Origin of the sequence: Edaphobacter acidisoli, from assembly GCF_014642855.1 — a bacterium.
GTDB lineage: Bacteria > Acidobacteriota > Terriglobia > Terriglobales > Acidobacteriaceae > Edaphobacter > Edaphobacter acidisoli.
In genome coordinates this window covers 1,480,260-1,505,971 of sequence record NZ_BMJB01000001.1, presented here as the reverse complement: position 1 = coordinate 1,505,971, position 25,712 = coordinate 1,480,260, and the positions used below count along the sequence as shown (strand labels likewise).

Sequence of the window (25,712 nt, the reverse complement as noted above, 5' to 3'; positions counted from 1 at the left end):
TCTTTGGATGCGCGTCCGTTCTTAAGGGGAAAATGAGACAGCGGATACAATTGAGAGTGCATGTGCCTGATTGTTCATCATAGGACCCGCTCTACGGCCACACTTTATCGTGAAAACGGGATGGCTATCCGATGAGCGCCTCCACTAGAGGTCGCGATCTGTTCAAGGCCATTCCTGGCGTTCTTATCAGTATCTTCTTTCTCTGGTACACGTTTAAGGGAATATCCTACAGCCAGATGAGGTCGCTTCGCTTTGAGCATCCAGCATGGATCCTCGGCGTCGTAGCCTTTACATTTGTCGGCTACACACTGCGTTGTGTGCGCTGGACTTCAATGATGCGCCCCACGGGCGCTCGCTTTCCGGTTTGTGCTCGTGTTCTGATGGTTTCGCTTGCCGCCAACAATATTTTGCCGTTGCGGATCGGCGATATCATGCGGGTTTTCACTTATGCAGGAGATCTCGGGGCGTCGCCATCTGTCATCCTCAGTACGGTGATTCTTGAGAAGCTGCTCGACATTTTCACGCTGGTCCTGCTGTTTGTTGCAACGATGAGTAGTATTGCGACGCACAAGTTGCACATGGTCGCGTATATATCGCTAACTATCTCTACTGGTGGACTGCTTGTTCTTCTTGTTGGCGCGCGCGCACTTCAGCCGCGTGTGGCCGCTCTCTTCCAACGCTTCGAGCAGAACCCAAAGCTGGCAAAGCTCGAGCACTGGATTATGCTTGCGCTCGATGCTGTCGCCCGCATCGGCATTGCAGGTTCACTGCTGTTGTTGGCGCAGTCGGCAATTATCTGGTTCTGCGAGGGCATGATTTATCTCGCCAGCATCAATGTTTTTGGCATTCACATGGACCGCGTTACTCCATGGCTCGCGGTCTCATTTGCTAACCTGTCGTACCTCATCCCGAGTTCCCCTGGCGCGATTGGCCCGTTTGAACTCGCTGTCAAGACCGCACTCGTCAGCCATGGCGCTCCGGGGTCGCAGTCGGCAATCTTTGCTTTAGCTCTGCACTTCTGGCTTCTCGTCTCGATTACCGGTGCTGGAGGGATCATTTTCTTGGTCCATCGGGTCAAGACACACAACCACAAGCCACTCATGAAAGAGATCGAAACACTTCCCACGGAACTTCCATAGCAATGCCTTCGCTCGCGTAAACTGAAACAAGTCCCAGAAATCAAATTTGTCGGTGAAGCCGAAGCATGTATCGCATCATTCAGCAATCACTTTTGGCCCGCATTCAGGCCATTCTTTTGACAAAGTACGGTGTTACGCTCACGAACCTCGTGGTGGAGCAGCCTCCCAGTATTGCTCTTGGAGAACTCGCGTTACCTGTTGCATTTGAACTGGCCAAGCGTCTTCGAAAGGCTCCACGCGCGATTGCAACTGAACTGGCCGCCGAACTGACCGCTTCACTCAGTGAGATCGAGGACATTACGGGAGTCGAAGTTGCTGGTGCGGGCTACCTGAATATCCGCATCGACCGCGCGGCTGCCGTCCGCGACATCGCGGCCGACAAGCACGCCGATATTGGTGGACCAGGCTTCCGACTCGTTGAACATACAAGCATCAACCCCAACAAGGCAGCTCATATCGGGCACCTCCGCAATGCGATCCTTGGTGACACTTTTCAACGGCTGCTCCGCAGCGACAGTTATAAGAGCGGTTATAAGGTTGGCGTGCAGAACTACATCGACAACACAGGGGTCCAGGTGGCTGATGTGGTTGTCGGCCTGGTTCATCTGGAAGGGAAGAACCTTCTCAATACGCGTGAACTCCTTAGTGAACTCGCTGCCAGAGGTCAGCGCATTGATTACTACTGCTGGGACCTCTACGCGAGAGTCTCGCAATGGTATACCGCAGATCCTGGTCAAATTGCTGCGCGCAAGCAGGTTCGTCTCGATGCGCTGCATGCGCTTGAATCTGGGGGTAATGAAACGGCGGAGATCGCTGATCTTATCGCAACTGCGGTTCTTCGGCGTCATCTCGAAACCATGGAGCGTCTTGGCATCGAATACGACTTTCTTCCTCGCGAGAGCGAGATATTGAGCCTCCACTTCTGGGACGCCGCCCGCAAATTGATGATCGAAAACGGCGTCCTTTATGAAGAGACCGAGGGCAAGAACAAGGGCTGTTGGGTGATGCGTCGCGCGGGCTCGGAGACTGAGCAGGAAAGCGATGGGCCGGATGAGGATGCTAAAGTCATCGTCCGTTCCAATGGAACCGTCACGTACGTTGGCAAGGACATCGCATACCATCTGTGGAAGTTTGGGCTTCTGCCGGGCAAAGACTTTGGCTACGAAAAGTTTTGCGAGTACCCAAGCCATACCTGCTGGATTTCTACGCCTGACACTAGCAAGCATGAGCGCCCGACCTTCGGCCAAGCTGATGCCATTTACAACGTCATCGACTCTCGCCAGAACGACCCACAGACGCAGGTCATTCAGGCTCTCCGCAGCATGGGCTTCACGCAAGCGGCGGACAACTACACCCATTTCAGCTATGAGATGGTCGCACTGACACCGCGCTGTGCGCTTGACATGGGCTACGAGGTTGCTGAAGAGGACCGCAAGAAACCATATATCGAGGTCAGCGGACGCAAGGGCTTTGGTGTTAAGGCAGACGATCTTCTTGACCAACTCATCGCTGCTGCAAAATCCGAGGTTGACGCGCGCCATCCAGAGCTTTCTGACGGTGAGCGTCTGACCATCGCCAGACAAATAGGTGTGGGCGCACTGCGCTACTTCATGCTGCGCTTTACGCGCAATACCGTTATAGCTTTTGACTTCAAGGATGCACTCAGTTTCGAGGGCGAGACCGGACCTTATGTCCAGTACGCGATCGTTCGCGCTGCGAATATTCTTCGCAAAGCGAACACGACAGAGGCTGAGGTTCTTGAAGCTATTCCCAAAATCAATCTCGGAAGCATCCTGGATAGTGACGAAGGCAACAGTCTATGGGAGACATGGCTGTTGGTATCAAAACTCAGCCTTGTGATTGAACAGTGCCTTACTACATCCGAGCCTGCCTATCTCGCTAAGTATGTCTTCCAGTTAGCGCAGCAGTTCAATAACTTCTACCATCGGCACCATGTTCTTCACGAGACTGACCCTGAGCGCAAGACTTTCCTTCTGGCAACTGCTGTGGTCGCGCAGCGAGAGTTGACTCGCGCCCTCGGCTATCTTGGTATTGAAGCCCCACCAGTCATGTGACAAGGAGGAGGCTAAAGATTCAACCGATCAGCATGGGTGCTCTGGCTATGCAGAATAGCTGCGCACCCACTCCACAATTGAGCGTACGGCGATACCGCTTGGTCCATAAGGGAGCCAAGACTTTGGCTCTTCATTCCAGGCGCATCCGGCGATGTCCAGATGTATCCATGGAATTTCTCCTGCGAATTCCTTCAGGAACATTGCCGCGTTCGTTGCGCCGCCATAGCGGCTCTTTCCGGTGTTCATGATGTCGGCGATCTGGCTCTTGATCTGGTCTCTGTAGTCGTCCGTGCAGGGTAACCGCCAAAACTTCTCGCCCGAGACCTTCAGGCCCACCTGAAATTTCTCGCACGTCGCGTCATCGTTTGAAAATAATCCGGCATTGATCATTCCCAGTGCCACGACACACGCGCCCGTCAGTGTTGCTGCGTTGATTAGGTGCGTGCATCCGAGTGTCTTTGCATAATGCAGACCGTCTGAAAGTACGAGGCGTCCCTCAGCATCAGTGTTTACAATCTCAATTGCTTTCCCCGACATGGCTGTGACTACATCGCCAGGTTTGAATGCCTTGCCGTCAGGCATGTTCTCCGCCGAGCAGACGATGCCAATCACCTTGATCTTCGGCTTCAGTTGCGCGATGGCCTGCATGGAGCCGATCATCGCTGCAGCCCCTGCCATGTCGTACTTCATCTTCTCCATACCTTCGGCTGGTTTAAGAGAGATGCCGCCCGTATCAAATGTAATGCCCTTGCCAACAAGGCCCAGAACCGGGGCGTCCTTGGTTGCTCCGCCCTCTGGCTCGTAGGTCATTACGATCAGGGCGGGGGGTTCTGCCGATCCCTTTGCTACGGCCCAGAATGCGCCCATCTTCAATTCGTGTAGCCTTTCTGTCGAATGCACGTCGCACTTAAGGCCATTTTGTTTGCACATTGCAGTGGCGCGCTTGCCAAGTTCAGTCGGCGTCATGACATTACCGGGCTCGTTGACCAGTGAACGAGTAAAGTTCTGCGCACCAGCGATGATCACGCCCTCATTAAATCCTTGCTGGATCTCTGCACGTGCAGTCTTATCCTGCTCTTTCGCAACTACCGTGAGTGAGTGTACGGAGCGGTCCTTTCGGTCGCTCTTGTAGGTGTCGTAGTCAACCTCGCCGACGATGGCGCCCTCGGTTAACACACGCGAGGTCAGCAGTGCGGGTAAGGCATCTACGTGTTCGTCAGAGAGTGCGTGGTCTTCTGGAAACGCAATAGCTACTTCGCGTAGCCCTAGGGGTTTGGCAGCGCGCGCCGCGGTGCCTGCACCTTTGCGAACATCGTCGACCGAAAGAGTCTTGGCCTTGCCAAGTCCCACCAGCAGCAGCCGCTCGGCCTTCAGGCCAGCAGGAGCGTGAAGCAATACGGTCTCCCCCAGGCCTGCTTTGAATTCTCCAGTTTCCAGTACCCTTGCAGTAGATTTCGACACTGTGTCTGACGTGCTCAGAAGGACTGGCAGAGCTTCTGTGTCTTTGCCAGTGGCGATGTCCACAGCAAATATTGCAAGCAGCGGTGTTACGAACTGTGCGGCATCTTCAAAGAGGAGTTTCGTATCCATAGCTTTTATCGTAGCGCGAGTCTCGGCAAATCTTTGCACAGCGGCTACAACAAAGATGTCGGTTTCGAAACTAGCGGCGCTGGCTTCTCGCAACCGCCGCGCGCGCTTCCTTGTCAGCCTCGCGTCTGCGTTCGGTCTCGCGTTTGTCCCAGTCCTGCTTGCCCTTTGCGAGCGCCAGTTCGCATTTCACGCGGCCATTCTTGAAGTAGAGCCGCACGGGGATCAGCGTGAAACCCTTCTGTCTAGTTAGGGCCTCAAGCTTACGCAGCTCGGTTTTGTGCAGCAGCAGCTTCCGCGTTCGCAACGAATCGTGGTTCATGATGTTGCCATGGGAGAATGGGCCAATATGTGCGTTCAGCAGAAAGCATTCGCCATCCTTAAGTAGCCCGTAGGCGTCCTTTAGATTGGCTTTGCCCTCACGAATGGATTTGACCTCAGTGCCGCGCAGCGCCACTCCGGCTTCAAACCTGTCGGATAGAAAGTAGTTGAAGCTGGCTGAGCGGTTAAACGCGGCATCACGCAGCCCTGCTGCCACAGGATCGCGGTCCTTGGCCTTTGCCGCGGGCTTCGGCTGATAGGCTGCCGTCGGATTGGATAAGGAACGAGGCATGAACCTTCTACTTTAACATGCAGGTACGTCCCTCTAAAGAGGCAGAAGGGGCGCCCTCACTTGCTGCTGTGGCCTCGCGTCTAACCATTGGCCCGAAACACCGGCAGAGCGGCAGGCCAGACGCACATTTGAAAGTGGTGGCAGGGTATCCTGCGCCGCAAGATGACTCAAAATACGCACCCCTCACTCACAGGTCGGTAATCGAGCAAATGGTATACTCACCCGAGCGCAAGGGCCTGGAAGGCGAAGCCAGCACAGGCAGCGTCCTCCCCAATTTCGACCAGCGGGCAGGCATATTTTCCTCCAGACGCCCCACACACAAGGACGCCAACGGAAGCAGCATGGGTTGCGGTAACAGATCAATCGGCAAAGCATCGGTATCGTTTATCAGGGCATTTCCGGTCGTCCTCGTCGCGGGAGTCTTTGCAGCGTCTGCCTCCCCGGCTCACGCACAGTCGGCCAGCAAGTGGGACAAGCGTGGCCAGGTCGCGGAGTCGCATCAGGACTATGAGGCCGCCATGAATGACTACCATCAGGCGTTGCTCAAGAAGCCTAGCGATATCCGTTATCGCGGTCGTTATGAGCGCATGAGGTTCCTTGCCGGAGTGTCACACGTTGACCGCGGTCGTGTGCTGCGCCAGAGCGGCGACTATAACGGCGCACTCACCGAGTTCCGGCGAGCTGTTGAGATTGATCCCTCTAACCAGACCGCACAGCAGGAGCTTGACCGTATGCTGCGCGAAGGAGCGCCACCGCCGACTTCGTCGGCTACTCCTACGCCTATCGAATCGCAGGAGCAGAAACAGGAGGCCACTGAGGTAAAGGAGATCAGCTCTGTAGCAGGGCCAGTTCAGCTTAAGCCTGTCTCGAATGAGCCTATTACGCTTCACATGGTTGAGGACACGAAGGTCATCTACCAGGCCATTGGCAAGGCTGCCGGGCTCAATGTTCTCTTCGATCCGAACTATACCTCCAAGCGCGTTCCGGTAGACCTGACCAATGTAAGCCTCTCCGATGCTTTGCGAATTGTTGGGACGATCTCTGGAACCTTTTACAAACCCGTTACTTCAAACACGATTTTTGTGGCCCAGGACACCCGTCAGAATCGCACTGATCTTGAAGAACAAGCCGTACAGACCTTCTATTTGACTAATGCCAGCCAACAGGCGGAAGGCAATGAGATTGTCACAGCGATCCGCAACCTGCTTGACCCAAGCACGAAGATTTACCTCGTTCCCAGCCAGGACGCAATCGTCATGCGCGCGACGCCAGATCAACTCCTTCTGGCGCAGAAGCTGCTGAACGATCTCGATAGAGCGAAGCCCGAGGTTGTCGTTGATGTTGCGATCCTCGAAGTTAATCGGGACAAACTGCGCAACTTGGGCATCACGCTACCACAGTCCGTGACGCTCACCCCGCAAGCCAATCCGTATGGCACTGCTGCAACGAATACGGGGTCCTCCTCTAGCGGTAGTTCAACGACCAGCCCCTCGACTTTCACGCTGAACTCGCTGGCTCATATCAACGCAAATAACTTTGCCGTTGGAATCTCTGGCGGTACGCTGAACGCGCTGCTCACCGATACGGATACGCGAATCCTGCAGAATCCGCGTATCCGTGCAACTGATGGTCAAAAAGCCGAACTAAAGATTGGCCAGAAAATTCCTATTGCGACGGGGTCTTACAATGCTGGCGTCTCAACCGGTGTGGCCAGCATCGGTGTGCAGACTCAGTTCACATTTGTGGATGTGGGCGTACTCATCGACATGACACCCACGGTGCACTACGACAACGATGTGACCCTCAAGATGCACATCGAAGTCTCCTCGCAGAACGGCAACGTCACGATCAGCGGGGTTACCGAGCCTATCATCGGCCAGCGCGTGGTAGACCAGACCATCCAGCTCAAAGAGGGAGAACCAAGCATTCTTGCCGGTATTATTACCAAGCAAGACAATAGGACTGTTAGTGGAACGCCTGGTCTGGGCGAGTTGCCCTTCTTCAAGTTTTTCTTCGCATCGAACTCCAAAGAGGTGCAGGATAATGAGATTGTCTTTCTCCTCATTCCACATATCGTCCGTGAATCTCTACTGACTAACCTCAATACTCGTGCTATCGATACCGGCACAGGTCAGTCGATCGAGTTGCGCCATCTCTCTACCCCGGTGCAGTCTGTTTCGGATACCTCGAACCCTGGCACAGCCGAGAAGCCTGCTGTGGGTCAGCCCACAACAGCAGCTAACGCTGCGGCGGCTATGGTGGAACAGCTTAAGCAGCAGGCGCAGCCTATTACGCCGCCATCCATCACTCAGCCCTCTGCCACTTCGCCACAGCCGACAACGTCTCAACCGCAGGCTCAACCCAGCCAACCTGCGAATCCGTCTGCAGTCAGTCTCAGTGTTGCCCCTGGGGAATCTACGGAAACAGTCGGCAGCACCTTCCAGGTGGCTGTCATGCTGAACAACGGGCACGATATTTTCTCCGTTCCGCTTCAGCTTCAGTACAACCCTGCCGTGCTCCAGTTGGTGAACGTTGATGCGGGCAGCTTCCTTGCGCGTGACGGTCAGGCTGTTGCGGTTGGTCATCGAGATGATAGTGGTCTCGTGACTATCTCAGCGTCGCGCCCACCCAACTCCGGTGGGGTTAATGGGCAGGGTAATGTCGTTACTATGACGTTCAAGGCCATTGCCGCAGGAGATTCAAACCTGTCTCTGGTAAAAGTAGGTGCACTTAATAGCGCACAAAATAATCTGCCGGCCACCGGGTCGCAAGCCGTGGTGCATGTGAAGTGAATGCAGGTGCCAATCCGGGCTTTGTCCTAACCAATCCGCAAGTTCCGCGTCCAGCAGATATGCGCAAGGGGAGTGCAAGTGAGACTGGCCTCACACTGGTCGAACTGATCATTACTGTGGCTATCGTTGCTATTCTTGCTTCGGCCGCGCTGCCCATCGCGCGCTTTCAAGTGAAACGTGAAAAGGAGCGCGAACTTCGCCGCGATCTCTGGGAGATGCGTGATGCCATTGATCGCTACAAAGACGCTGCTGATAAAGGAGCGTTTCAAGTCAAGGCCGACTCTCTCGGCTATCCTCCCGATCTTCAGACACTCGTCGATGGAGTGGATATTCAGGACAAAAAGGTGAGGTTTTTGCGAAGTATCCCTGTCGATCCAATGACCGGGAATACTGACTGGGCGCTGCGGTCGAATCAGGATGATCCGGACTCGGATAGCTTCGGTGGTCAGAACGTCTTCGACGTACACTCAAAGAGCGATGGCACGGCTCTTGACGGGACAAAGTACTCAACATGGTAGAGACTTATACAACTCGTACGGGCGTAGCAGATTGCAGCCATGAGCACGGCTTCACATTGCTTGAACTGATGATCGTGATGACGATTATTGGCTTGTTAGCTGCCATCGCGATCCCGTCCTACGTCAATAACGTGCGTCGCGCAAAGGAAGCTGTCCTGCGTGAAGACCTTCACACCATGCGCGAGGCCATCGACTCTTACACGGTGGACAAGCAGAAGGCGCCACAGTCGCTTGATGATCTCGTTCAGTCGGGCTATCTAAAGACGATGCCAGTAGATCCCATTACTGGCCGTTCTGACACGTGGATACCCTCGCAGGATGATACTCTTTCGACTATTGACCAGACTGAACCGGGCATCAGCGACGTCCATTCTGGGGCCCAAGCCACGGCTTCCGACGGTACTTCTTACTCGACCTGGTAGCCAGCCTTGTTCTCGCTCACCGAAAGGGCGCATACTACGTCCAATAGTGTTGGGCTGCGTCCATCTTTTCGGTAGGTTAAGCCAGTCCACCCAGGAGAACTGTTATGCGCTCGGCAATGTATCTCGGACTGGTAGCCGTTCTCGTGTTTTCAACGACGGGTTTTGCGCAAAGTACAGATTCGCAGACGCAGACTGCGCCATCTTCTCAGCCTACCGCCACTGAATCGCAGTCCTCTGCACAGCCTTCGGATAAAGCTCCGCAGGCGAAATCTGACAAGGACAAGAAGGCGGCAGCTGCTACCGCTGCGGCTAAGCCCGAGACCGACTCAATCCCATCGCCCGGCGAAGATCTTGACACACATATCAAGAAGGGCAGTGAGGATGATGTCAATGCCATCGGTACCCGCGACATCGGGGGACGCGGCGTGGGTAACTGGTATTCGACTGACTGGGAGATCCGCAACGGGAAACAGTACGCTACGGAGATCGAAAAGTCGGCCCACATGGTCACCGATCCGGTCATCAACGAGTACATCAACCGCGTAGGCCAGAACATAGTCAAGAACTCTGACTGCAAGGTTCCGTTCACGATAAAAATCATCGACTCGGACGAGATCAATGCTATGGCTCTTCCTGGCGGTTTCTTCTACGTCAACTCTGGCCTGATTTTGGCGGCTGATGAAGAGGCCGAGCTCGCTGGGGTTATGGCTCACGAGATCGCTCACGTCTGTGCGCACCACGCTGCGCGTGAGGCTACGCGTCTGAATTACATGCAGATCGGGTCCATCCCGCTGATGATCGTGGCGTATGGTTCATGGACTGGATACGGTATCTACGAGGCGTCTCAGATCGCCATACCGGTGACGTTCCTGCAGTTCTCGCGGAACTTTGAGGCGGAGGCTGACTGGCTGGGGTTGCAGTACATGTACAAGGCTGGCTACGATCCACAGGCTTTCGTGCAGTTCTTCGAGAAGATATCGGCGTTGGAGAAGCACAAGCCGGGGACGCTGGCGAAGGTCTTCGCGGACCACCCGCAGACGCCTGACCGGATTGCGCGCTCCGAGGAGGAGATCGCGACGATCATGCCGTCGAAGCCGGATTACATCGTGACGACCAGCGAGTTTGATGCGGTGAAGGCGCGGCTGGCGCGGTTGGAGAACCGGCGTAAGGTCACGAACGGCAAGGAGGGTAGCCGTCCTACGCTGCGCCGTACGGCGGACAGTAACAACAATCCGAACACCCCGTCGGATTCAGGTGACGACCGGCCGACGTTGAGCCGCCGGGACTAGGTAGAATGGCGGTATGACCAAGAAGACTACCGGCTACACGGACGACCACGCGAAGGCGGGTCTGGATACGAAGTTTCCTGCGATCGAGACGTGGAAGAACCAGTTCCCGGCTTACGAGATTCTGATCGACGATCCGGAGTTTACGTCGGTGTGCCCGAAGACCGGGCTGCCCGACTTTGGGCGGATCACCATCCGGTACATGCCTCGGAAGACCTGCCTGGAGTTGAAGTCGCTGAAGGAGTACCTCTTCACGTACCGGAACCTCGGGATCTTTCAGGAGAACATCGTGAACCAGGTGCTGGATGATGTGGTGAAGGCTTGCGGGCCGGAGTGGGCGCTGGTGGTGGGGGACTTCCGGCCTCGGGGTGGGATTTCTACCGTGGTGGAGGCGTTCTATCCACGGCCGAAGAAGTCCAGGGGACCGCGGTGAGGACCCCCTCCCCGTACTTAAGTGTGTAAAGTCTTCCAGAGACATAGGTTAAGTCTGGACTTCCTTTCTGGTTGCAATGGAAAAGCCCCGGTTTTTGGCCGGGGCTTTTCTTACTGGTTCTATTTTACGAAATGGGAGGAAACTAAACCGCCAAGTTGCGCTTGGAAATATCTCTTTTGGGATGTGTTGGTTGCGGGGTTTTCCTCAGGGATGGGGGCTTGACAGGGTTTTGTGCGGCTATTGGGGCTGGGCCTGGGACGTCAGTGCGTTTGGGGGCCAGACGCCGACGATGTGGCCCTGCGGTTTGGTGGTGTGGGTGGCGGTGCTTGCGGTTGTTGTGGGGGCGGTCTTCTTTTGTGCGGTGGTTCTGGCGTGTCTGGGCGTTGTTCGGTGCGTGTTCGTGACCTCGGTTACTTTGCCGCCTGTTTTGTTGTCGAGGTTGGAGACGCCCATCTTGTGGCTGGTGGCGGAGGTGATGCCAGAGACCGCTCCTGTGAGCATGCCAGCTTCCGCGGCTGCCTGGGCTTTGGCTGCGGTTGGGTAGAGGAGTAGTAGAGAGGCTAGCAGGAGTGCGGTCTTGGGCATGGCCTTGTCCCTCCTTGCGGTTGGAGTGTACGCCTCTCGGGTTGAATGTGCAGCAGGAATCGTGGGGTTCGCGTGGGCTTCTATGAAGCGAGCTTTCAGCCCTTTAATTTTCGGGAGCTAACCTGGGGCTTGCGCCCCAGGCTGGTATGAGGCGGGCCTTTGGCCCTTGGATTTGTGCCTGCTGAGGCACGATATTTGTGGGGTTGTTGGCACGGATATGACGGCATATCCCGGGGGCTGAAGCCCCTGTTTCTTTTTGTGGCCGGTATTGCCCGGACTGAAGTCCGGGTCTATCTGAGATGACGTGCTTTTGGGGCAGAGCGGGAAGAGATCATGACAAGGACAGTGCCGGTATTGCCGGACTGAAGTATCGATGCGTGATTGTGATGTAGGCCTGTTTACGGTTTTGCCTTGCGGAGTTCGGTGAGGGGGTAGAAGGTGCCGCGCCAGATGACTCCGCCTTGACGTAGGGTGGCTACGGTTGAGAGGAGCAGGCTGATGAGGAACATGACTGCTCCGGCGGGGAACAGGATTGCGTTCCATGCGGAGATGCGGCTGTAGCGTTGGGAGAGGATGTAGAGTCCTGCGATGGCGGCGAAGGAGATGATGGCGGGCAGGCAGGTTTCGGGGAAGAACAGGAAGATGACGGGGACGACGGTGAGGAGTTTGATGCCTGCTGCGGCAAGGAGCATCAGCCAGAGGCGAAAGTTGAAGACGGCGAAGAGGTTTTTGGTCATCGTGCGGACGATGCCCATCGCTCCTGAGGCCCAGTGGAGCGAGACCATGCCGGGGGCGATGGCTACTCGTTGGCGGAGGCCGGATTTTTTAATGTTGCGAGCGAAGTTGACGTCCTCAAGAATCTCAAGGCGGAGGGATTCGAAGCCGCCGATTTGCTGGTAGGCTTCGGGACGCACCATGCAGAAGGCTCCGATGCCGAGTGCGTCTCGTTTGGCGCGCGGGTTCGATGCCAGCCATGGCCGTGTGACCCAGAGACCCATGACCTGGAGGAAGCCGAGCATCATGCCTTCGCCGGGGCTTTTGACGAGCGGGGTGGGGAAGGTGACGAAGTGGTCGGCCTGGGTTGCGACGGCTTGGGCTAAGGAGCGGCGGAGGGCTTCGGGTTGAAAGAGGACGTCGGCGTCGGTGAAGAGGAGGTAGGTGGGCTGGTGGAGAGCGATGGCGTGGCGGGCGGCGAGGGCCATCGCGTGAGGTTTTCCGAGCCAGCCTTCGGGGAGGGTGACGACGTGGAGTGTGGTGAGGTGGTCGCGGTATTGGGCTGCGAGCGCGTCGATGATGGCGCCGGTTCGATCGGAGGAGCGGTCGTCTACGGCGATGATTTGGACCGGGTAGTCTTGCGCGAGCAATGATTCGAGCGTGGCCGCGATGTTTTCGGCTTCGTTGCGCGCCGGGACGATGACGGTGATGGATGGTTTGCCTTCGGGCGTGCGGTTGTATTGCGCGTCGCAGAGGTTGGGGATGCGCGGGAGGCCGCGGGCTGCTCCGATGAACTTCCAGAGCCATGCGAGGGCGATGAGCCAGGCGAGGGTTTCGGCGATGATTTTGAGGCTGTGCGTCATGCTGCGGTGACGGCTTCTACCGAGTGCAGCGGTGGGGCGAAGCGTGCGCCGATGAAGAAGATGATGGCGCCGATGAGCATGGTGACGAGTGTGGAGCCGAGGCCGAGGTTGAGGTTGGAGTGGTCGCTGACGGTGCCGATGATGCGTGGGCTGATGGCGTCGCCGAGCGCGTGGATGATGAAGAGCTGGCCGGCCATGGCGGTGGCGCGGATCTCGGGGCGCACGGCGTTGAGCGTTGCGGCGTTGACGGGGCCGGTGCCGAGGAAGATCAGGAAGATGGCGACTGCGAGGCTCGGCAAGGTCAGAGAGTGTGGTCCGAAGAAGCAGACGAGCGCGGGTGGGACGGCTGTGGCTGCGCTGATGGCGGGGACGAGGTAGAGCGCCTTCGGGTTGCGCATGGACCACTTCTGCGCGATGGCTCCGCCGGTGATGGTGCCGCCGAGGCCGGTGACGACGGTGATGGCTCCCATGAGGAAGGCGGCGGAGGATTCGCTGCGGCCGTCGACTCGCTGGAGGAACGAGGGCATCCACCAGGAGATGCCTCCGAGTGAGAAAGTCACCGCCGCGTAGCCGAGGATGGAGCAGAGATACGCCGGGTTGTGCAGCAGCGAGCGCACGGTCTCTTTTTCGAACTTCGCCTTGTCGCGCTGGCTCGCGCCGCGGGCGGGCTCCTTCATGAAGATGGCGATGAGGATCGCGATGATCGTGCCCGGCACGGCGGAGACGATGAAGGAGGTGCGCCAGCCGAAGTGTTCGCCCACGGTGCCGCCGACGAGGTAGCCGAGCGCTGCGCCGACAGGGATCGCGACGTTGAAGATGGTAAGGACGCGGTTGCGCTGGTCTTCGGGGTAGAAGTCGGCGAGGATGGCGGGGGCGAAGATGCCGAAGCTGGCTTCGCCGATGCCGAGGGCGGCGTGGCGGAGGTTGAGCGAGTCGTAGGAGTGGACGGAGGCGGTGAAGAAGTTGATGCCGCTCCAGAAGAGCGCGGCGATGACGATCATCGGCTTGCGGGGGAAGCGGTCGCCCAGCCAGCCGGTGATGGGCGAGGTGAGCATGTAGGCAAGCATGAACCAGAGGGTGAGCGAGCCGATTTGAGCATCGGTGATGTGGAACTCGCCCTTGATCTGCTCTTGCACGCCGGGGAGGATGTAGCGGTCGATGTAGTTGACGAAGTTGAGCGCGGTGAGCAGCACCAGCGCGGTGGTCGCGCCGATGACGGAGGCGGTGTTGCCGGTGGGTTTGCTCGCGGAGGTCATCTGTGGATGAGGATAGCAGTTGGATGTGTCATCTATGCTACCCGCGCGGAATGGGATGTCTGGCACGGGGACGAACCCCACCTTAGGCGCGATGAAACTGCGTCGAAGATGGGGCACCCGGATTTGCGGAAGAGTTATAGCAGGGTGCGTGAGGTCAGGGGCCTGGTGTTGAGTTGGAGGGTTGCGGGCTTGAGTCCGGGGCGGCTGGCGGTGATGGTGATGGCGCCGGGTGTGAGTGTGGAGCGCACGGCTACGCGGTTGATGCCGCATTCGGTGTTGAGGTAGAGGTTGTTGGTGGAGTCGAGCTTGCCGCTGTTGTATCCGCCACGCCAGATGGCTGGGCCGGTGCAGGTGAAGTCGACGCGGGCGTCGTCGGTGGGGACGCGGCGGCCTTCGGCGTCGATGACTTCGACGTCGAGGAGGGCGATGTCTTCGCCGTCGGCTTGCCAGCCTGCGGGATTGAGTGTGGGTGTGAGGCGTATGGCGGCGGGTGTGTCTGTGGTGGTGAGGGTTTGCTCGGCTACGGCGCGGTTGCGGATGCTGCCGACGGCTTTGAGTGTGCCGGGGGCGAATTCGATTGCGGAGAATGAGAAGATGACGCCGCTCGTGCGCTGCGTGCTTTTGCCGAGCGAGCGGCCGTTGAGGAAGAGCTCGACGGATTCGGCGTTGGAGATGATGTAGATGGTCTTGACGGTTTTGGTGGGGTAGGTCCAGTGGCCGAGGATGTGCAGGTCTGGCTGCGTATTTTGCATGACGCGGTGCGCGAAGTAGATTTCTTTTGGCAGGCGCACGGCGTCGACTTTGCCGCTGACGCGGGCGACTTCGCTGGAGTCCTGGCGGCCGTCGGCGTCGGAGTCGGAGAAGTAGATGGAGGCGTAGCCGGACCATTTCGCGTGGGCCGGGTCGGTGTTGGAGATGCGGTTCGTCCAGTAGTCCCAGTAACGTTTGATTCCGGCGAGGGCGAAGGACTCGGAGGTGTACTCGTAGGCGTCTTGCGGGCCTTTTTTGAAGCCGAAGTAGGGTGGGGAGTCGTTGTCCCAGTAGCGGCGGGAGGCTTCGTCGCGGAAGTCTTCGCACTCGATGATGGGGGCGCGGTCGCGGCGCTGGGCGCTGTAGCCGCGGAAGATGGCGGTAGGGCCGGTGAGCTGGTCGGTCCTGGGATCCTGGCCGATCATGACGCCGAAGTATTCGGCGATGGAGGAGATGGCGGTGTTGGCGGAGTCGTCGCTGTTGCCGCGGCAGCCGATGACGCGCTGGCCGTGCGGGTCCCACTGCTGGCGCAGGGCAACCATCTCGCGCATGTGGTCGGGTGTGATGACGGTGTTGCCTGCCTCCCAGAAGAGGATGCTGGGGTTGTTGCGGTAGTAGATCATCGAGTTGCGCATGACTTCGACGCGCTGCTGCCACTGGCGGCCGGTGGCGTCGCGCTCTTTGTCGCCGGCGGGGCAGACCTGGATGATGCCGTTGCGGGCCATCGCGTCGGCGTCGACTTTTTGCGGCGAGATGTGCATCCAACGGATGTAGTTGCCGTGGCAGGCGCGGATCATGTTCGCGGTGTACTCGTGCATCCAGTCGGGATAGGCCTGGCCGAGCCCGGCCCACTCGTTGGTGGAGCGCTGGGCGAAGCCTTTGAGGTAGACGAATTTTTCGTTGAGATAGACGCCGCCGGTTCCAGCGCCGCCTTTGAATTCGGCTTTGCGGAAGCCGGTGGTGGTTTGGGCGACGTCGACGACTCGGCCGTTGACTTTGAGGATGGTGTAGACGTCGTAGAGCGCGGGGTCCTCGACGCTCCAGAAGCGCGCGTGGGTGAGCGAGCCGGTGGCGCTGAGCACGAGCTTTTCACCTGCGGCTACTTCTGCGGGTTTGCCTTTGAAGGTTGCGGCCTTTTTGCCTGTGGGGTTGACGATGACTACCGAGAGTGCGACGGTGGCCGGTTTGCTGGAGGCGTTTTGCACTTGCGATTCGACGGTGACGGTCTCGTTGCGTGCGGCGATGTTGAAGTTGCCGGCGTGGATGTAGACGCCGGTGGTTTCGAGGCCATAGTAGAGCGGCAACGTCTGGTGGATGTTGTCCATGACGTGCAGCCAGACGCGGCGGTTGATTCCGCCGAAGTTCGGGTTGAAGTCGTCGGCGTTCCACTCGAAGGGCGTCCCGGTGGCTCGCTCCTTGTAGGTGGAGCGGTTGTCGACTTTGACGGCGAGCACGTTGTCGTGGGCGCCGAACTGGACTGCGTTGGAGATATCGACACCGTATGCGTTGATGCCGTTTTCGTAGAGGCCGATGGCTTTGCCGTTGAGGTAGATGTCCCCGGCCTGGCGCATGCCTTCGAACTCGAGTATGAGTTTCTTTCCGGCAAAGTCTGCTGGAAGACGGAAACGTTTGCGATACCAGGCAAGGCCCTGATAGATGCCGACGTCTCCGTGGCTGTGGGAGATGAGATCGCGGAAGGAGTCGACGTCGTTATAGGTGTGGGGTGTGCTGATGGTGGCCCAGGAGGAATCGTCGAATGAGGGGGCTTCTGCACCTGTGGCATCGGAGCGCAGGAAGCGCCAGTCGATATTGAAGCTTAGTTTTTGGCGCGGCGATTTTGGAGGGAAGTACGGCTCGGCTGCCAGCGCTTGCATGGGTGAGAGTGCTGAAGAAAATGCGGCTGAAGTGGCGGCTGCGCCTCCGATGAACTGGCGTCGTGACAGAGTTCGCAGGAACATCAAACATTCTCCATAGGGCTGGATCTAAGGCGGGTATTGGCTGGGTGGCCTCTGGTACGCATGGTAGCGCGGGTGAAGACCAAATGTGAAATTATTTTTCAATTGATATTTAACTTCCTTTTTTATGCGGGAAAGCCGTTCGCTGCATTCAGTTGCGGCAACAAAGCCTGATGCGGCTCGTTTTGTCTATTTCGGAAATAAAAATACATTTTCGCAATTGATTTGACAGCGGTGTTTCTCAACATCTAAAAATTGCGTTTTATAGAAGAAATAATGCATTTCGAACCGGCCCCCTGTTTTGCTCGAATTGCGAATTTAAGGAGGAGAATATGTATCCGAAAAATTTCAATCTGTGGTGTCTGGTTTTGACGCTGTTTGCGGTCATGTCATTGCCCCTGGCTGCTCAGCACACGTCTGCAGGCGTGAACGGGACGGTCAGCGATGCGTCGGGGCTGGTGCTTCCTGGTGCAGACGTCGTGCTGACCAACGTCGACACGAACGTAGCGGCACACGCGAAGACGAACAACAGCGGGTACTTTGCATTCGTCAACGTCAATCCTGGTCAATACACGATGACGATCAAGAAGTCTGGATTCAAGACGGTGATTCTTCCGCCCTTCCAGCTTGTGGTTGACCAGACATTTACCGCAAACCAGAAGATGGATATTGGCACGGTCAGCGAGACGGTTACGGTGGACGCGAGCGCGGAAGGTGTGATGCTGCAACGGAGCTCCTCGGAGCTTGGCAATGTAATCGAGGCAAAAGAGATTCAGAATTTGCCGCTCAACGGGCGCAACTTTACGCAGTTGATGATTCTTTCTCCTGGCGTGACTCCGATTTCGACGGCGCAGGGATCTGGCATCAGCACGACCGATGCCGGCATCAGCGCGATTCCCGGCACTGCATTTTTCAAGCCGTCGTTCTTCGGTCAGCAGAACCGCGAGACGTTTTACCTGATGGATGGAATCGTCAACACGGACCTTCGCGGCGCTATCTATGGCTTTCTGCCCATCATTGATGCGATGCAGGAGTTCAAGATGCAGTCGCACATGGACAGCGCGGAGTTTGGTGTGGTGACCGGCGGAGTCATTAACATGCTCTCAAGGTCTGGCACCAATCAGTTTCATGGGTCCATTTGGGAGTTCGACCGGAACAACCTGTTCGACGCGCGCAACTCGTTCTCCGATTTCTGTTCTGTGGGCCGGTGCGCTCCTGGCACTCCGACGACCACTCCCGCTGCGCCGGGACACTACACGCAAAATGAATTTGGCGCCGCAATCGGTGGGCCCATCTTCAAGGACAAGCTGTTTTTCTATGGCGCGTATGAGGGCTGGCGCTACAGCAAGCCGGTCCTCTCGCAGACGTTGCTTCCGACAGCGCAGGAAATCGGCGGCGATTTCTCCAGCTCTTATTACCAGAATCCGATCTTCAATCCTTACTCGACGACGTGTGCAGGAGGAAAATGCACGGTTCAGCAATTTAAATGCGATGCCTCCGGCAACCCGATCACACCCAATTCGAATGGCATACAGACAGGCGGCACGAATTGCCTGAAGGTCCCCTCGGCTTTGCTTAGCTCCACGATGCAGGCCTATATGAAGGCTTATTACCTGACGCCGAATGCGGCGAGCTCGGAGCCTTCTGGATACAACTTCATCGAGAGCCGCCCGAATATCGATAACAACAATAGCTATCAGCTTCGGATTGACTTTCATAAGAGCGATAAGAACTTTGGCTTTGGCCGAATCAGCCAGATGTGGGTCTATGACACCTCGCCCATTGCAGGGACCATCGGCTCGAACGTCTCGCACTACCACGCATACAACTTCGGCGGCGGATACACGCATGTGTTTGGCCCGAACCTCATCATGGATGTTCGTGGCGGAGCGATGCTGAAGCCTTATCAGTTCAGCCAGGCGAATGCACCTGGAGGCTATAGTGCGGCGGAACAGGCTGGATTTTCCAACCTGGCTCAGTATGGTGGCATGTACGTCAATCTGGGTGGTCCATACAGCACTTCGAATGCCGGCCAGGAAGGCACGCTGTATCGTGGCAATCCTGTAATTAATGGCGGAGGCAGTGTGACCTGGATCAAAGCCAACCACACGCTGAAGGCAGGTGTTGACTACATCTATCAGAACCGTCTGCAGCGCAACCTGTATCAGCAGTTCACGTTCAGCGATTCGACGACCAGCAACATCAATGCATCGAAGACAGGCAATTCGCTTGCATCGGCACTGCTTGGGCTTCCGGCCACCTTTACAGCGCAGAACCCTGACTTTTCGGAAGACTACTTCAGCATGTCACTGTGGTCTGGCTATATTCAGGATTCGTGGAAGGCAACTGCCAAGCTGACCATCAATGCAGGAATTCGGTACGACTACATTCCTGCAATTCACATGCTGAACGACAGGCTCGCGAATGCTCTCGACATTCCGAATCAGAAGTACATCATTCAGAAGAACGTGTCTGCGTGCACTTCTACCTTCTCGAATCCATGCATCCCTGGCGGCATCGAGTCTGTGTCGCACAACAGCAATATCTCCTTTGCCAACGGGACACAGCAGGTCGGATCGCCCATCGAGGACAACATCGGGCCGCGTCTTGGTTTTGCATACCAGGCTTATGACAAGACCGTTGTCAATGGTGGTGTCGGCATTCTGTACGACACCATTACGGCCCGCAGCCAATGGGTGCAGAACAATATCGAAGGTCCGACATGGCCATGGACGACCGGCATCTCGGCGCAGCAGGTGAACTTCTCACAAGGCGGTGTATGGCAGGGAGGCGCAGGCAATCCTCTGACGCAGATCACCAATCTTGAGGGCAACTTTCCGAATCCGGTGATCGCGGCTACTCCATGGTTGAGCACGGGCGGCGGATATGTCAGCGCACCAAACTTCAAGGACCAGCGTGCGGTCGAATACAACCTGCAGGTTCAGCAGCAGTTGGGAAACAGCTCGGTCTTCACGCTCGGATATGCGGGTTCGAAGAGCACGCGTCTGGACTTCACCGGCTTTGCGAACGCCGCGTCGCAAGCGTCGCCTGCCGGAACGGCTCTTACGACGATTGACACGTACAAATACATGCCATGGATGGCGCCGGGGTGGCACTACTCCACTGATACCGGATATGCCAACTACAACGCATTGCTGGCGCAGTTCCAGAAGCGCATGTCGCGTGGGCTCAACACCATTGTCTCGTATACGTGGTCGAAGAATCTGGACAACAGCAGCGGATGGTTCAACGCAGAAAACGGAACGGGAGGCGGATCGGTCGTTCAGAGCTTCTTTACACCTCGCAACGCATACGGAATCTCATCGTATGACACACGCCACTTCTTTAGCTGGAGCACGGTCTATAGTCTTCCGTTTGGCAAAGACCAGCGCTGGATGCAGACGGGATGGCTCTCGTATCTGTTCGGTGGTGTGACTGCCAACTATGTCTTCCAGGCGCACTCCGGTCAGCCATATAACCTCGGCGTAGGAGGCGATCCGGCGAACATATCCGGCGATAACGGCTCCATCACCAGCTACTCGCGGCCAAACGTGATCGGCAATCCAGCGCAGGGTGGTTGTGGAACCACTCCCATCGGCAAGCGTGGCGCGACGGGTTACTGCGAATTCAACCCCAACGCTTTTGCGATTCCAAGCGGATCGTTCGGAAACATGGGCAAGATGATTTATCGGATGCCGAACTACAACAACCTGGATTTCTCTCTCGTCAAAGTGACGCCTCTGTATGAGGGATTCAATCTGGAACTGCGTGCCGAATCGTTCAACACGTATAACGCCGTCATTCCGGGCGGTCCGGGCACCACCATTGGAAACTCATCTGCCGGGTTGGCAACAACGCTCGGAAATACTCCGCGAGAGTTGCAGTTCGGTGCGAAGATTACGTTCTAAAACCGCTGCAATGGCATGACAAATGGGCCGGGCGATCCAGCCGAAACTGTGCTGGCTGTCCGGCCCGCGGTATAGCTCTCAACACTGATTCATGAGCATCCACGAGGAAATGACATGCGTAAGGTCGGTACAGATATGAATCGCCGAAAACTTTTGAAGCTTGGTGTTACTGGTGTAGCCGTTGCCGGAAGCCAGAAGATGTTTCCGCAACTGGCTGCACTGGATACGCATGCGAAGCAACAGCATGTGGTGTTGCGGACGTCCTCGCTTGAGCTGGCGCTGGATAGCTCCAACGGCCTTCCACTCACGTACCGTCTGCTGAAATCCGGCATTGTCTTCCGTGGTGAAAGCGCCGGCACTCCGCTGCAGGCACGCATTTGCCGTCATAGTCCGTGGTCCTTCTCGGATGTCGAAGTGCGACCGACAGGTCATTCCACGGCGCAGCGTCATGCGGATTTTCACTTTGCAGCAGCCATCTCGGGTACTTCGGCTGCAACGTTCACACTGCGTTATGCGCTCCAGGGCAATACCGTTCGCGTTACGTTGGAAGACATTCGGGAGAGTCCCGGTTTCGAACTCATCTCGCTTCCCATGCCGACGCTTGTAAGCGTCAGCGAAGACGACAGCGCTGCGTGGCTGGCCCATGGTGACGATGGCGGAGATTTCGTCTCGCTTGGCGAAGCACATGCAGGCAAGCTCGGACTGAATACATTCTGGGGAGAGATCAACGGTGTGCTTCCCGTGATCATGACTGGACACTCCGGTGCGGTGTGCGTGCAGGAGACAACTGCTTATATGGACGGCACTCTTCTCTCTGTCACAGGAGAAGCCCCTGGCAGGCGCGCGTCCATGGGAACGACCAAGGTCCATCGTGTCGACGGCGGGGCCTGCTATGACATGAACCTGGGTAGAGGAGCACCGAAGGATTGCGGCAACCAGACAACGCCGAACCTGCTCGTTGACCAGCCATCGTCGTGCCGTCTCGATTTTCTTGAACCCTCTGCCTCGGGCGCAGGGCTCGGTTGGCTTGATGGGGCGCGTCTGGTTCGCGCGCGAATGCCTGAGATTCCGAACCATTTTTACGACGATAAGTTTGTCTATGGAATCCGTGTCGATGAGCCGAAGTTTCCCAAACCATCGGCCACCTTTGAACACTGCGAAGAGATGATTCGCACCATCCATGCCATGACGGACGACTCGCCTCAACTGGTGCACCTGTGGGGTTGGCAGTTTCGCGGCAAAGATACGGGCTATCCCGCAGTCAATGTTGTTGACGAGCGTATTGGCGGCTATGACGGCATGATGCGTTTAATGGAACGGACCAAACCGTTGAATGCTACGGTGAGCCTTTCGGATAATTACGACGACGCATACCGCAGCAGCCCTGCATGGAATGAGGCGATGATTGCACGCAAGCCGGATGGCGATCTGTGGAAGAGCCGCGAGTGGACTGGCGAGGAATCTTATATCCAGGGGCTCGCGAAGTACATGGAAGGGCCGGGCCCGGAGCGTGTTCGATACAGCTGCGAACGCTACAAATTGCCGGGAACAATCCACGTCGATGTGCTTTCGTACTATGCGATTCGCAACGACTGGGACCGGAAGCGTCCTGCGAGTGGAATAAGAAATCTTTACGCGGGGCGTTATCGTGTGCTCGAAGAATTTAAGAAGCACGGAGTCGATGTGACCTCCGAGGGGCTTCGATATCCATTCATCGGCAAGATGAGCATGAGCTGGTACGCAGGCGGCCCCAAGCCGTGCCCGTTTGGCGGAAGTCCCATCCCGATGCTTTCCATGATCTATCGCAAAAGCGCGGTCTGGGGGCGCGCGAAAAACTCGGACGACATTCTGCTGTTGATGATGTTTTACGGCGAAGCGCAGCACAACATCTTCAACGGCGATGCGCCTCTTGACCGGATGCTGGATTGCTTTTACCTGGCGATGGTTCCCTGGTTCAAACTTCATCTGCTCAACATTGAGGGCTTTGAACGCAATCAGGACACGACGCTCACCACGTTGGAAGGTGCAGGCAACCACATCGACATTGATTGGAAGAAACAGAGCTACTCTGTATCGCTCGACGGAGCCGAAGTAGCGAGAAATGGAGCAACGTTCTGTCCTATTGGGAGAGACCGTATAGCACTGTACAGTGTGGCCGCTGGTCCGCTTACTGCTGTCCTTCCGGGTGATTGGAATCCCAGCGAAGTGACGGCAGTGGCCCTGTCACCCAGCGGGAAAGAGCCTGTCCATTTTCAACTGGATAATCGAAGCGTCACCGTCAATGTGCAGGCGCGCCAGCCAGTCATGCTCTATCGAAAAGACCTCGCACAGCAGAAGGCATAATGCTTTTTTTCACCAGGGCGCTTTTTATGCAGCCCTTCGAAGAGGCGCGATGCGTTTGTGTTTGCCTCGCATGGCCTTTGCGAGCTCGTAGTTGCTGGAGTCGGCCATCTGGGGATGAGAATAGGAGCAGGCGGTACGGGCTTATGCTATGCAAGGGATGACGTCGGCCTTAATGTGGTGGCCGGCATGACGATGTTGTTTCACTGCCGATTTCATATCTAGGATATGTCGATGAAGCCGATGTTGATTTGCTCGTTCTTAGCAATTATCGTTCTTGCTGGATGTAACCGTGCCGGTAATTCTTCTGCTAGATTTTCGTCGCCGAATGGACGTTGGGTTTTAGAGGTGGACTCGAATGATCATGGGGCAATAGCCCCGGCCGTAACTGTGGTAAATCTACACGCATCTAAGGACGGTTGGGACTCTGAGAACAATGTGCTGATTGTTCCAGGTGCATATACGGTGAATGCCACCTGGAAGAGCAACAGCACTGTCCAGATCGACTGCATTCAATGCCCTATGGGAGATGCTGATCTCATCACGGCAAAGAAGGGTCCTGTCTGGATTCTTTATGGGGGCATAAGCCCTTAGTCTGAGGACGGGGTGGGGTTGGCTGATGGTGGCCCGGGCAGGAGTCCTGACGGGTACCGAGCTGCGAAGATTTGTGGCTAATGGTGGCCCGGGCAAGGAGTCCTGACGGATACCGCGACTCAAACATAAGTAAGCTGGTGGCCCGGGCAGGAGTCCAACCTGCGACCTTCGCGTTAGGAGTGCGCTGCTCTATGCAACTGAGCTACCGGGCCATGGGAGAGGTTTGAAGCGTACCTCAGGGGCTAAAGCCCCCTCGATCATTGATCTCTGAGTGGCACGGCTGAAGCCGTGCCCTTAACAGATGCACATCAAACCAACTGCCGTAACTAGTCTATCGTGCGGGCGCGGACGTGTCGGAATGGTAAACTTGAGGGTGGAGACTTTATGCCTGAAATCGTGCGTCGACGTGCAGTAACGGTGAATATTGGTGGGGTGCATGTGGGGTCGGATGCACCTGTGGTGGTGCAGTCGATGACCAATACCGACACGGCGGATGTCGAAGCCACGGTGCAGCAGGTTGCTGCGCTGGCTCGTGCGGGGTCGGAGATGGTGCGCGTGACGGTAAACAACGAGGACGCGGCTAAGGCTGTGCCTTATATCGTCGAGGGCATCGCGAAGAAGGGTTGGACGACGCCGATTATTGGCGACTTTCACTACAACGGGCATCTGCTGCTGACGAAGTATCCGGAGACGGCGAAGGCGCTGGCGAAGTACAGGATCAATCCGGGCAACTGCTCGATTGGGCGCAAGGATGATGACAACTTCCGCACCATGGTGGAGGTTGCGGTGAAGCACCAGAAGCCGGTGCGCATTGGGGTGAACTGGGGGTCGCTGGACCAGGCGCTGTTGACGAAGATGATGGACGACAACTCGAAGCTGGCGGAGCCGCTGCCGGCGCGGGATGTGATGATGGAGGCGATGGTCGTCTCGGCGCTGGATAATGCGGCGGCTGCGGAGCGGTATGGGCTGCGGCGCGATCAGATTATTTTGAGCGCGAAGGTTTCGGGTGTGCGCGACCTGATCGACGTGTATGGCGAACTGGCCGGGCGGTGCGACTATGCGCTGCATCTTGGGCTGACCGAGGCTGGGATGGGCATGAAGGGCGTTGTTGCCTCGACTGCCGGCTTGTCACCTCTTCTGCTGAAGGGGATTGGCGATACGATTCGCGTGAGTCTGACGCCTACTCCGGGGGGTGATCGCTCGGAGGAGGTGCGGTGCGGGCAGCAGATCTTGCAGTCGCTGGGGATTCGCAGCTTTATGCCGCAGGTGACGAGCTGCCCGGGTTGTGGGCGGACGACTTCGACGTATTTTCAGGAGCTGGCGGAGCGGATTCAGGGGTATCTGGTGGCGCAGATGCCGGAGTGGAAGAAGATCTATCCGGGCGTCGAGGAGCTGAAGCTGGCGGTGATGGGCTGTGTGGTGAATGGGCCGGGCGAGTCGAAGCACGCAAATATTGGGATCTCGCTGCCGGGGACGTTTGAGGAGCCGAAGGCTCCGGTGTATGTGGACGGGAAGCTGTATACGACGCTGAAGGGCGACCGGATTGTCGAAGAGTTTCAGGTGATTCTGGACGAGTATGTGGAGAAGCGGTATGGCAAGGTGTTGGTTGGGGCCTAAGTAGCCTGCGGCTAGTGGCGCTTGAAGTACTGGATCTCGCGCTCGTGTTGCTTGGCTCTTTCGAGCGTGTCGAAGGTGCCGAGATTGCGCCGTTTTCCGGTTTTGGGGTTCGCTTTGCGGGAGTAGAGGCGATATTCTCCGGATTTTAGTTTGCGGATCATACCTGGAGAGACGGCGTTCACGATGCTCGGGGATGCTTGGGTTTCGAGAGAAACGTTGAAATCCTGCGAATCGCCGAGGGGCTGGATGCATCCTTTAATCTGAA

At 56.9% G+C, this 25,712-nt stretch carries 17 protein-coding genes and 1 tRNA gene; 10 read left to right on the top strand and 8 right to left on the bottom strand.

What is annotated here, in order from left to right; genetic code table 11:
• Window positions 1–131: 131 nt before the first annotated feature.
• Both IEX36_RS06110 and IEX36_RS06105 read left to right on the top strand, forming a co-directional pair.
• Complete coding sequence (locus tag IEX36_RS06110) at window positions 132–1,139, top strand: lysylphosphatidylglycerol synthase transmembrane domain-containing protein (RefSeq protein ID WP_188758377.1); 1,008 nt, start codon at window positions 132–134, stop codon at window positions 1,137–1,139.
• Window positions 1,140–1,204: 65 nt separating this feature from the next.
• Window positions 1,205–3,214, top strand: a complete 2,010-nt coding sequence (locus tag IEX36_RS06105; protein WP_188758376.1) for an arginine--tRNA ligase — start codon at window positions 1,205–1,207, stop codon at window positions 3,212–3,214.
• A 45-nt stretch (window positions 3,215–3,259) separates the two neighbouring features.
• On the opposite strand, the gene IEX36_RS06100 is transcribed toward IEX36_RS06105, so the two are convergent.
• Both IEX36_RS06100 and smpB read right to left on the bottom strand, forming a co-directional pair.
• Entirely contained in the window at window positions 3,260–4,804 is a 1,545-nt protein-coding gene (locus IEX36_RS06100; RefSeq protein WP_188758375.1) for a leucyl aminopeptidase, read from the bottom strand.
• Between the two features lie 70 nt (window positions 4,805–4,874).
• The gene (gene smpB, locus IEX36_RS06095) at window positions 4,875–5,414 is read right to left on the bottom strand and encodes an SsrA-binding protein SmpB (protein WP_188758374.1); all 540 of its coding nucleotides are present in this window, start codon (window positions 5,412–5,414) and stop codon (window positions 4,875–4,877) included.
• A gap of 209 nt (window positions 5,415–5,623) precedes the next feature.
• Between smpB and IEX36_RS06090 the strand changes: the two genes are divergently transcribed.
• The 5 genes from IEX36_RS06090 to queF all read left to right on the top strand — a co-directional run bounded on the left by IEX36_RS06090 (window position 5,624) and on the right by queF (window position 10,865).
• Window positions 5,624–8,206, top strand: coding sequence for a secretin GspD/PilQ domain-containing protein (locus IEX36_RS06090; protein ID WP_188758373.1), 2,583 nt, complete (start codon window positions 5,624–5,626; stop codon window positions 8,204–8,206).
• Window positions 8,207–8,265: 59 nt separating this feature from the next.
• Window positions 8,266–8,724 (top strand): type II secretion system protein, encoded by a 459-nt coding sequence (locus IEX36_RS06085; RefSeq protein WP_188758372.1) that lies wholly within the window; start codon window positions 8,266–8,268, stop codon window positions 8,722–8,724.
• Window positions 8,718–9,146, top strand: coding sequence for a type II secretion system protein (locus IEX36_RS06080; RefSeq protein WP_188758371.1), 429 nt, complete (start codon window positions 8,718–8,720; stop codon window positions 9,144–9,146). Before IEX36_RS06085 ends, IEX36_RS06080 begins: the two co-directional genes overlap by 7 nt.
• 104 nt (window positions 9,147–9,250) lie before the next feature.
• Entirely contained in the window at window positions 9,251–10,435 is a 1,185-nt protein-coding gene (locus tag IEX36_RS06075) for a M48 family metallopeptidase (RefSeq protein WP_188758370.1), read from the top strand.
• A gap of 13 nt (window positions 10,436–10,448) precedes the next feature.
• Complete coding sequence (gene queF / locus IEX36_RS06070; RefSeq protein WP_188758369.1) at window positions 10,449–10,865, top strand: preQ(1) synthase; 417 nt, start codon at window positions 10,449–10,451, stop codon at window positions 10,863–10,865.
• A 237-nt stretch (window positions 10,866–11,102) separates the two neighbouring features.
• On the opposite strand, the gene IEX36_RS06065 is transcribed toward queF, so the two are convergent.
• The 4 genes from IEX36_RS06065 to IEX36_RS06050 form a co-directional block, all read right to left on the bottom strand.
• A complete protein-coding gene (locus IEX36_RS06065; RefSeq protein WP_188758368.1) occupies window positions 11,103–11,450 on the bottom strand; it encodes a hypothetical protein in 348 nt (115 codons plus the stop codon).
• A 398-nt stretch (window positions 11,451–11,848) separates the two neighbouring features.
• Window positions 11,849–13,027: a glycosyltransferase gene (locus IEX36_RS06060; RefSeq protein ID WP_188758367.1), complete on the bottom strand. Its 1,179-nt coding sequence runs from the start codon at window positions 13,025–13,027 to the stop codon at window positions 11,849–11,851.
• Window positions 13,024–14,283 carry a spinster family MFS transporter gene (locus IEX36_RS06055; RefSeq protein WP_188759858.1) on the bottom strand — a complete coding sequence of 420 codons (1,260 nt, stop codon included), beginning with the start codon at window positions 14,281–14,283 and terminating at the stop codon, window positions 13,024–13,026. Before IEX36_RS06055 ends, IEX36_RS06060 begins: the two co-directional genes overlap by 4 nt.
• A 134-nt stretch (window positions 14,284–14,417) precedes the next feature.
• A complete protein-coding gene (locus IEX36_RS06050; protein WP_188758366.1) occupies window positions 14,418–16,991 on the bottom strand; it encodes a glycoside hydrolase family 2 protein in 2,574 nt (857 codons plus the stop codon).
• Window positions 16,992–17,320: 329 nt separating this feature from the next.
• Between IEX36_RS06050 and IEX36_RS06045 the strand changes: the two genes are divergently transcribed.
• Window positions 17,321–20,896, top strand: a complete 3,576-nt coding sequence (locus IEX36_RS06045; protein WP_188758365.1) for a TonB-dependent receptor — start codon at window positions 17,321–17,323, stop codon at window positions 20,894–20,896.
• Between the two features lie 135 nt (window positions 20,897–21,031).
• Window positions 21,032–23,239 (top strand): endo-alpha-N-acetylgalactosaminidase family protein, encoded by a 2,208-nt coding sequence (locus IEX36_RS06040; RefSeq protein WP_188758364.1) that lies wholly within the window; start codon window positions 21,032–21,034, stop codon window positions 23,237–23,239.
• 726 nt (window positions 23,240–23,965) lie between these two features.
• Here IEX36_RS06040 and IEX36_RS06035 read toward each other — a convergent pair.
• Window positions 23,966–24,042, bottom strand: a tRNA-Arg gene (locus IEX36_RS06035).
• A 172-nt stretch (window positions 24,043–24,214) separates the two neighbouring features.
• On the opposite strand from IEX36_RS06035, the gene ispG reads away from it, so the two are divergent.
• Window positions 24,215–25,447 carry a flavodoxin-dependent (E)-4-hydroxy-3-methylbut-2-enyl-diphosphate synthase gene (ispG, locus tag IEX36_RS06030; protein WP_188758363.1) on the top strand — a complete coding sequence of 411 codons (1,233 nt, stop codon included), beginning with the start codon at window positions 24,215–24,217 and terminating at the stop codon, window positions 25,445–25,447.
• A gap of 11 nt (window positions 25,448–25,458) precedes the next feature.
• On the opposite strand, the gene IEX36_RS06025 is transcribed toward ispG, so the two are convergent.
• Complete coding sequence (locus tag IEX36_RS06025; protein WP_188758362.1) at window positions 25,459–25,608, bottom strand: hypothetical protein; 150 nt, start codon at window positions 25,606–25,608, stop codon at window positions 25,459–25,461.
• Window positions 25,609–25,712 lie beyond the last annotated feature (104 nt).

Bases quoted from the DNA above. Each gene is read 5' to 3' on its own strand.
- IEX36_RS06110 (WP_188758377.1), top strand. From the start codon at position 132: ATGAGCGCCTCCACTAGAGGTCGCGATCTGTTCAAGGCCATTCCTGGC.
- IEX36_RS06105 (WP_188758376.1), top strand. From the start codon at position 1,205: ATGTATCGCATCATTCAGCAATCACTTTTGGCCCGCATTCAGGCCATT.
- IEX36_RS06100 (WP_188758375.1), bottom strand. From the start codon at position 4,804: ATGGATACGAAACTCCTCTTTGAAGATGCCGCACAGTTCGTAACACCG.
- smpB (WP_188758374.1), bottom strand. From the start codon at position 5,414: ATGCCTCGTTCCTTATCCAATCCGACGGCAGCCTATCAGCCGAAGCCC.
- IEX36_RS06090 (WP_188758373.1), top strand. From the start codon at position 5,624: ATGGTATACTCACCCGAGCGCAAGGGCCTGGAAGGCGAAGCCAGCACA.
- IEX36_RS06085 (WP_188758372.1), top strand. From the start codon at position 8,266: ATGCGCAAGGGGAGTGCAAGTGAGACTGGCCTCACACTGGTCGAACTG.
- IEX36_RS06080 (WP_188758371.1), top strand. From the start codon at position 8,718: ATGGTAGAGACTTATACAACTCGTACGGGCGTAGCAGATTGCAGCCAT.
- IEX36_RS06075 (WP_188758370.1), top strand. From the start codon at position 9,251: ATGCGCTCGGCAATGTATCTCGGACTGGTAGCCGTTCTCGTGTTTTCA.
- queF (WP_188758369.1), top strand. From the start codon at position 10,449: ATGACCAAGAAGACTACCGGCTACACGGACGACCACGCGAAGGCGGGT.
- IEX36_RS06065 (WP_188758368.1), bottom strand. From the start codon at position 11,450: ATGCCCAAGACCGCACTCCTGCTAGCCTCTCTACTACTCCTCTACCCA.
- IEX36_RS06060 (WP_188758367.1), bottom strand. From the start codon at position 13,027: ATGACGCACAGCCTCAAAATCATCGCCGAAACCCTCGCCTGGCTCATC.
- IEX36_RS06055 (WP_188759858.1), bottom strand. From the start codon at position 14,283: ATGACCTCCGCGAGCAAACCCACCGGCAACACCGCCTCCGTCATCGGC.
- IEX36_RS06050 (WP_188758366.1), bottom strand. From the start codon at position 16,991: ATGTTCCTGCGAACTCTGTCACGACGCCAGTTCATCGGAGGCGCAGCC.
- IEX36_RS06045 (WP_188758365.1), top strand. From the start codon at position 17,321: ATGTATCCGAAAAATTTCAATCTGTGGTGTCTGGTTTTGACGCTGTTT.
- IEX36_RS06040 (WP_188758364.1), top strand. From the start codon at position 21,032: ATGAATCGCCGAAAACTTTTGAAGCTTGGTGTTACTGGTGTAGCCGTT.
- ispG (WP_188758363.1), top strand. From the start codon at position 24,215: ATGCCTGAAATCGTGCGTCGACGTGCAGTAACGGTGAATATTGGTGGG.
- IEX36_RS06025 (WP_188758362.1), bottom strand. From the start codon at position 25,608: ATGATCCGCAAACTAAAATCCGGAGAATATCGCCTCTACTCCCGCAAA.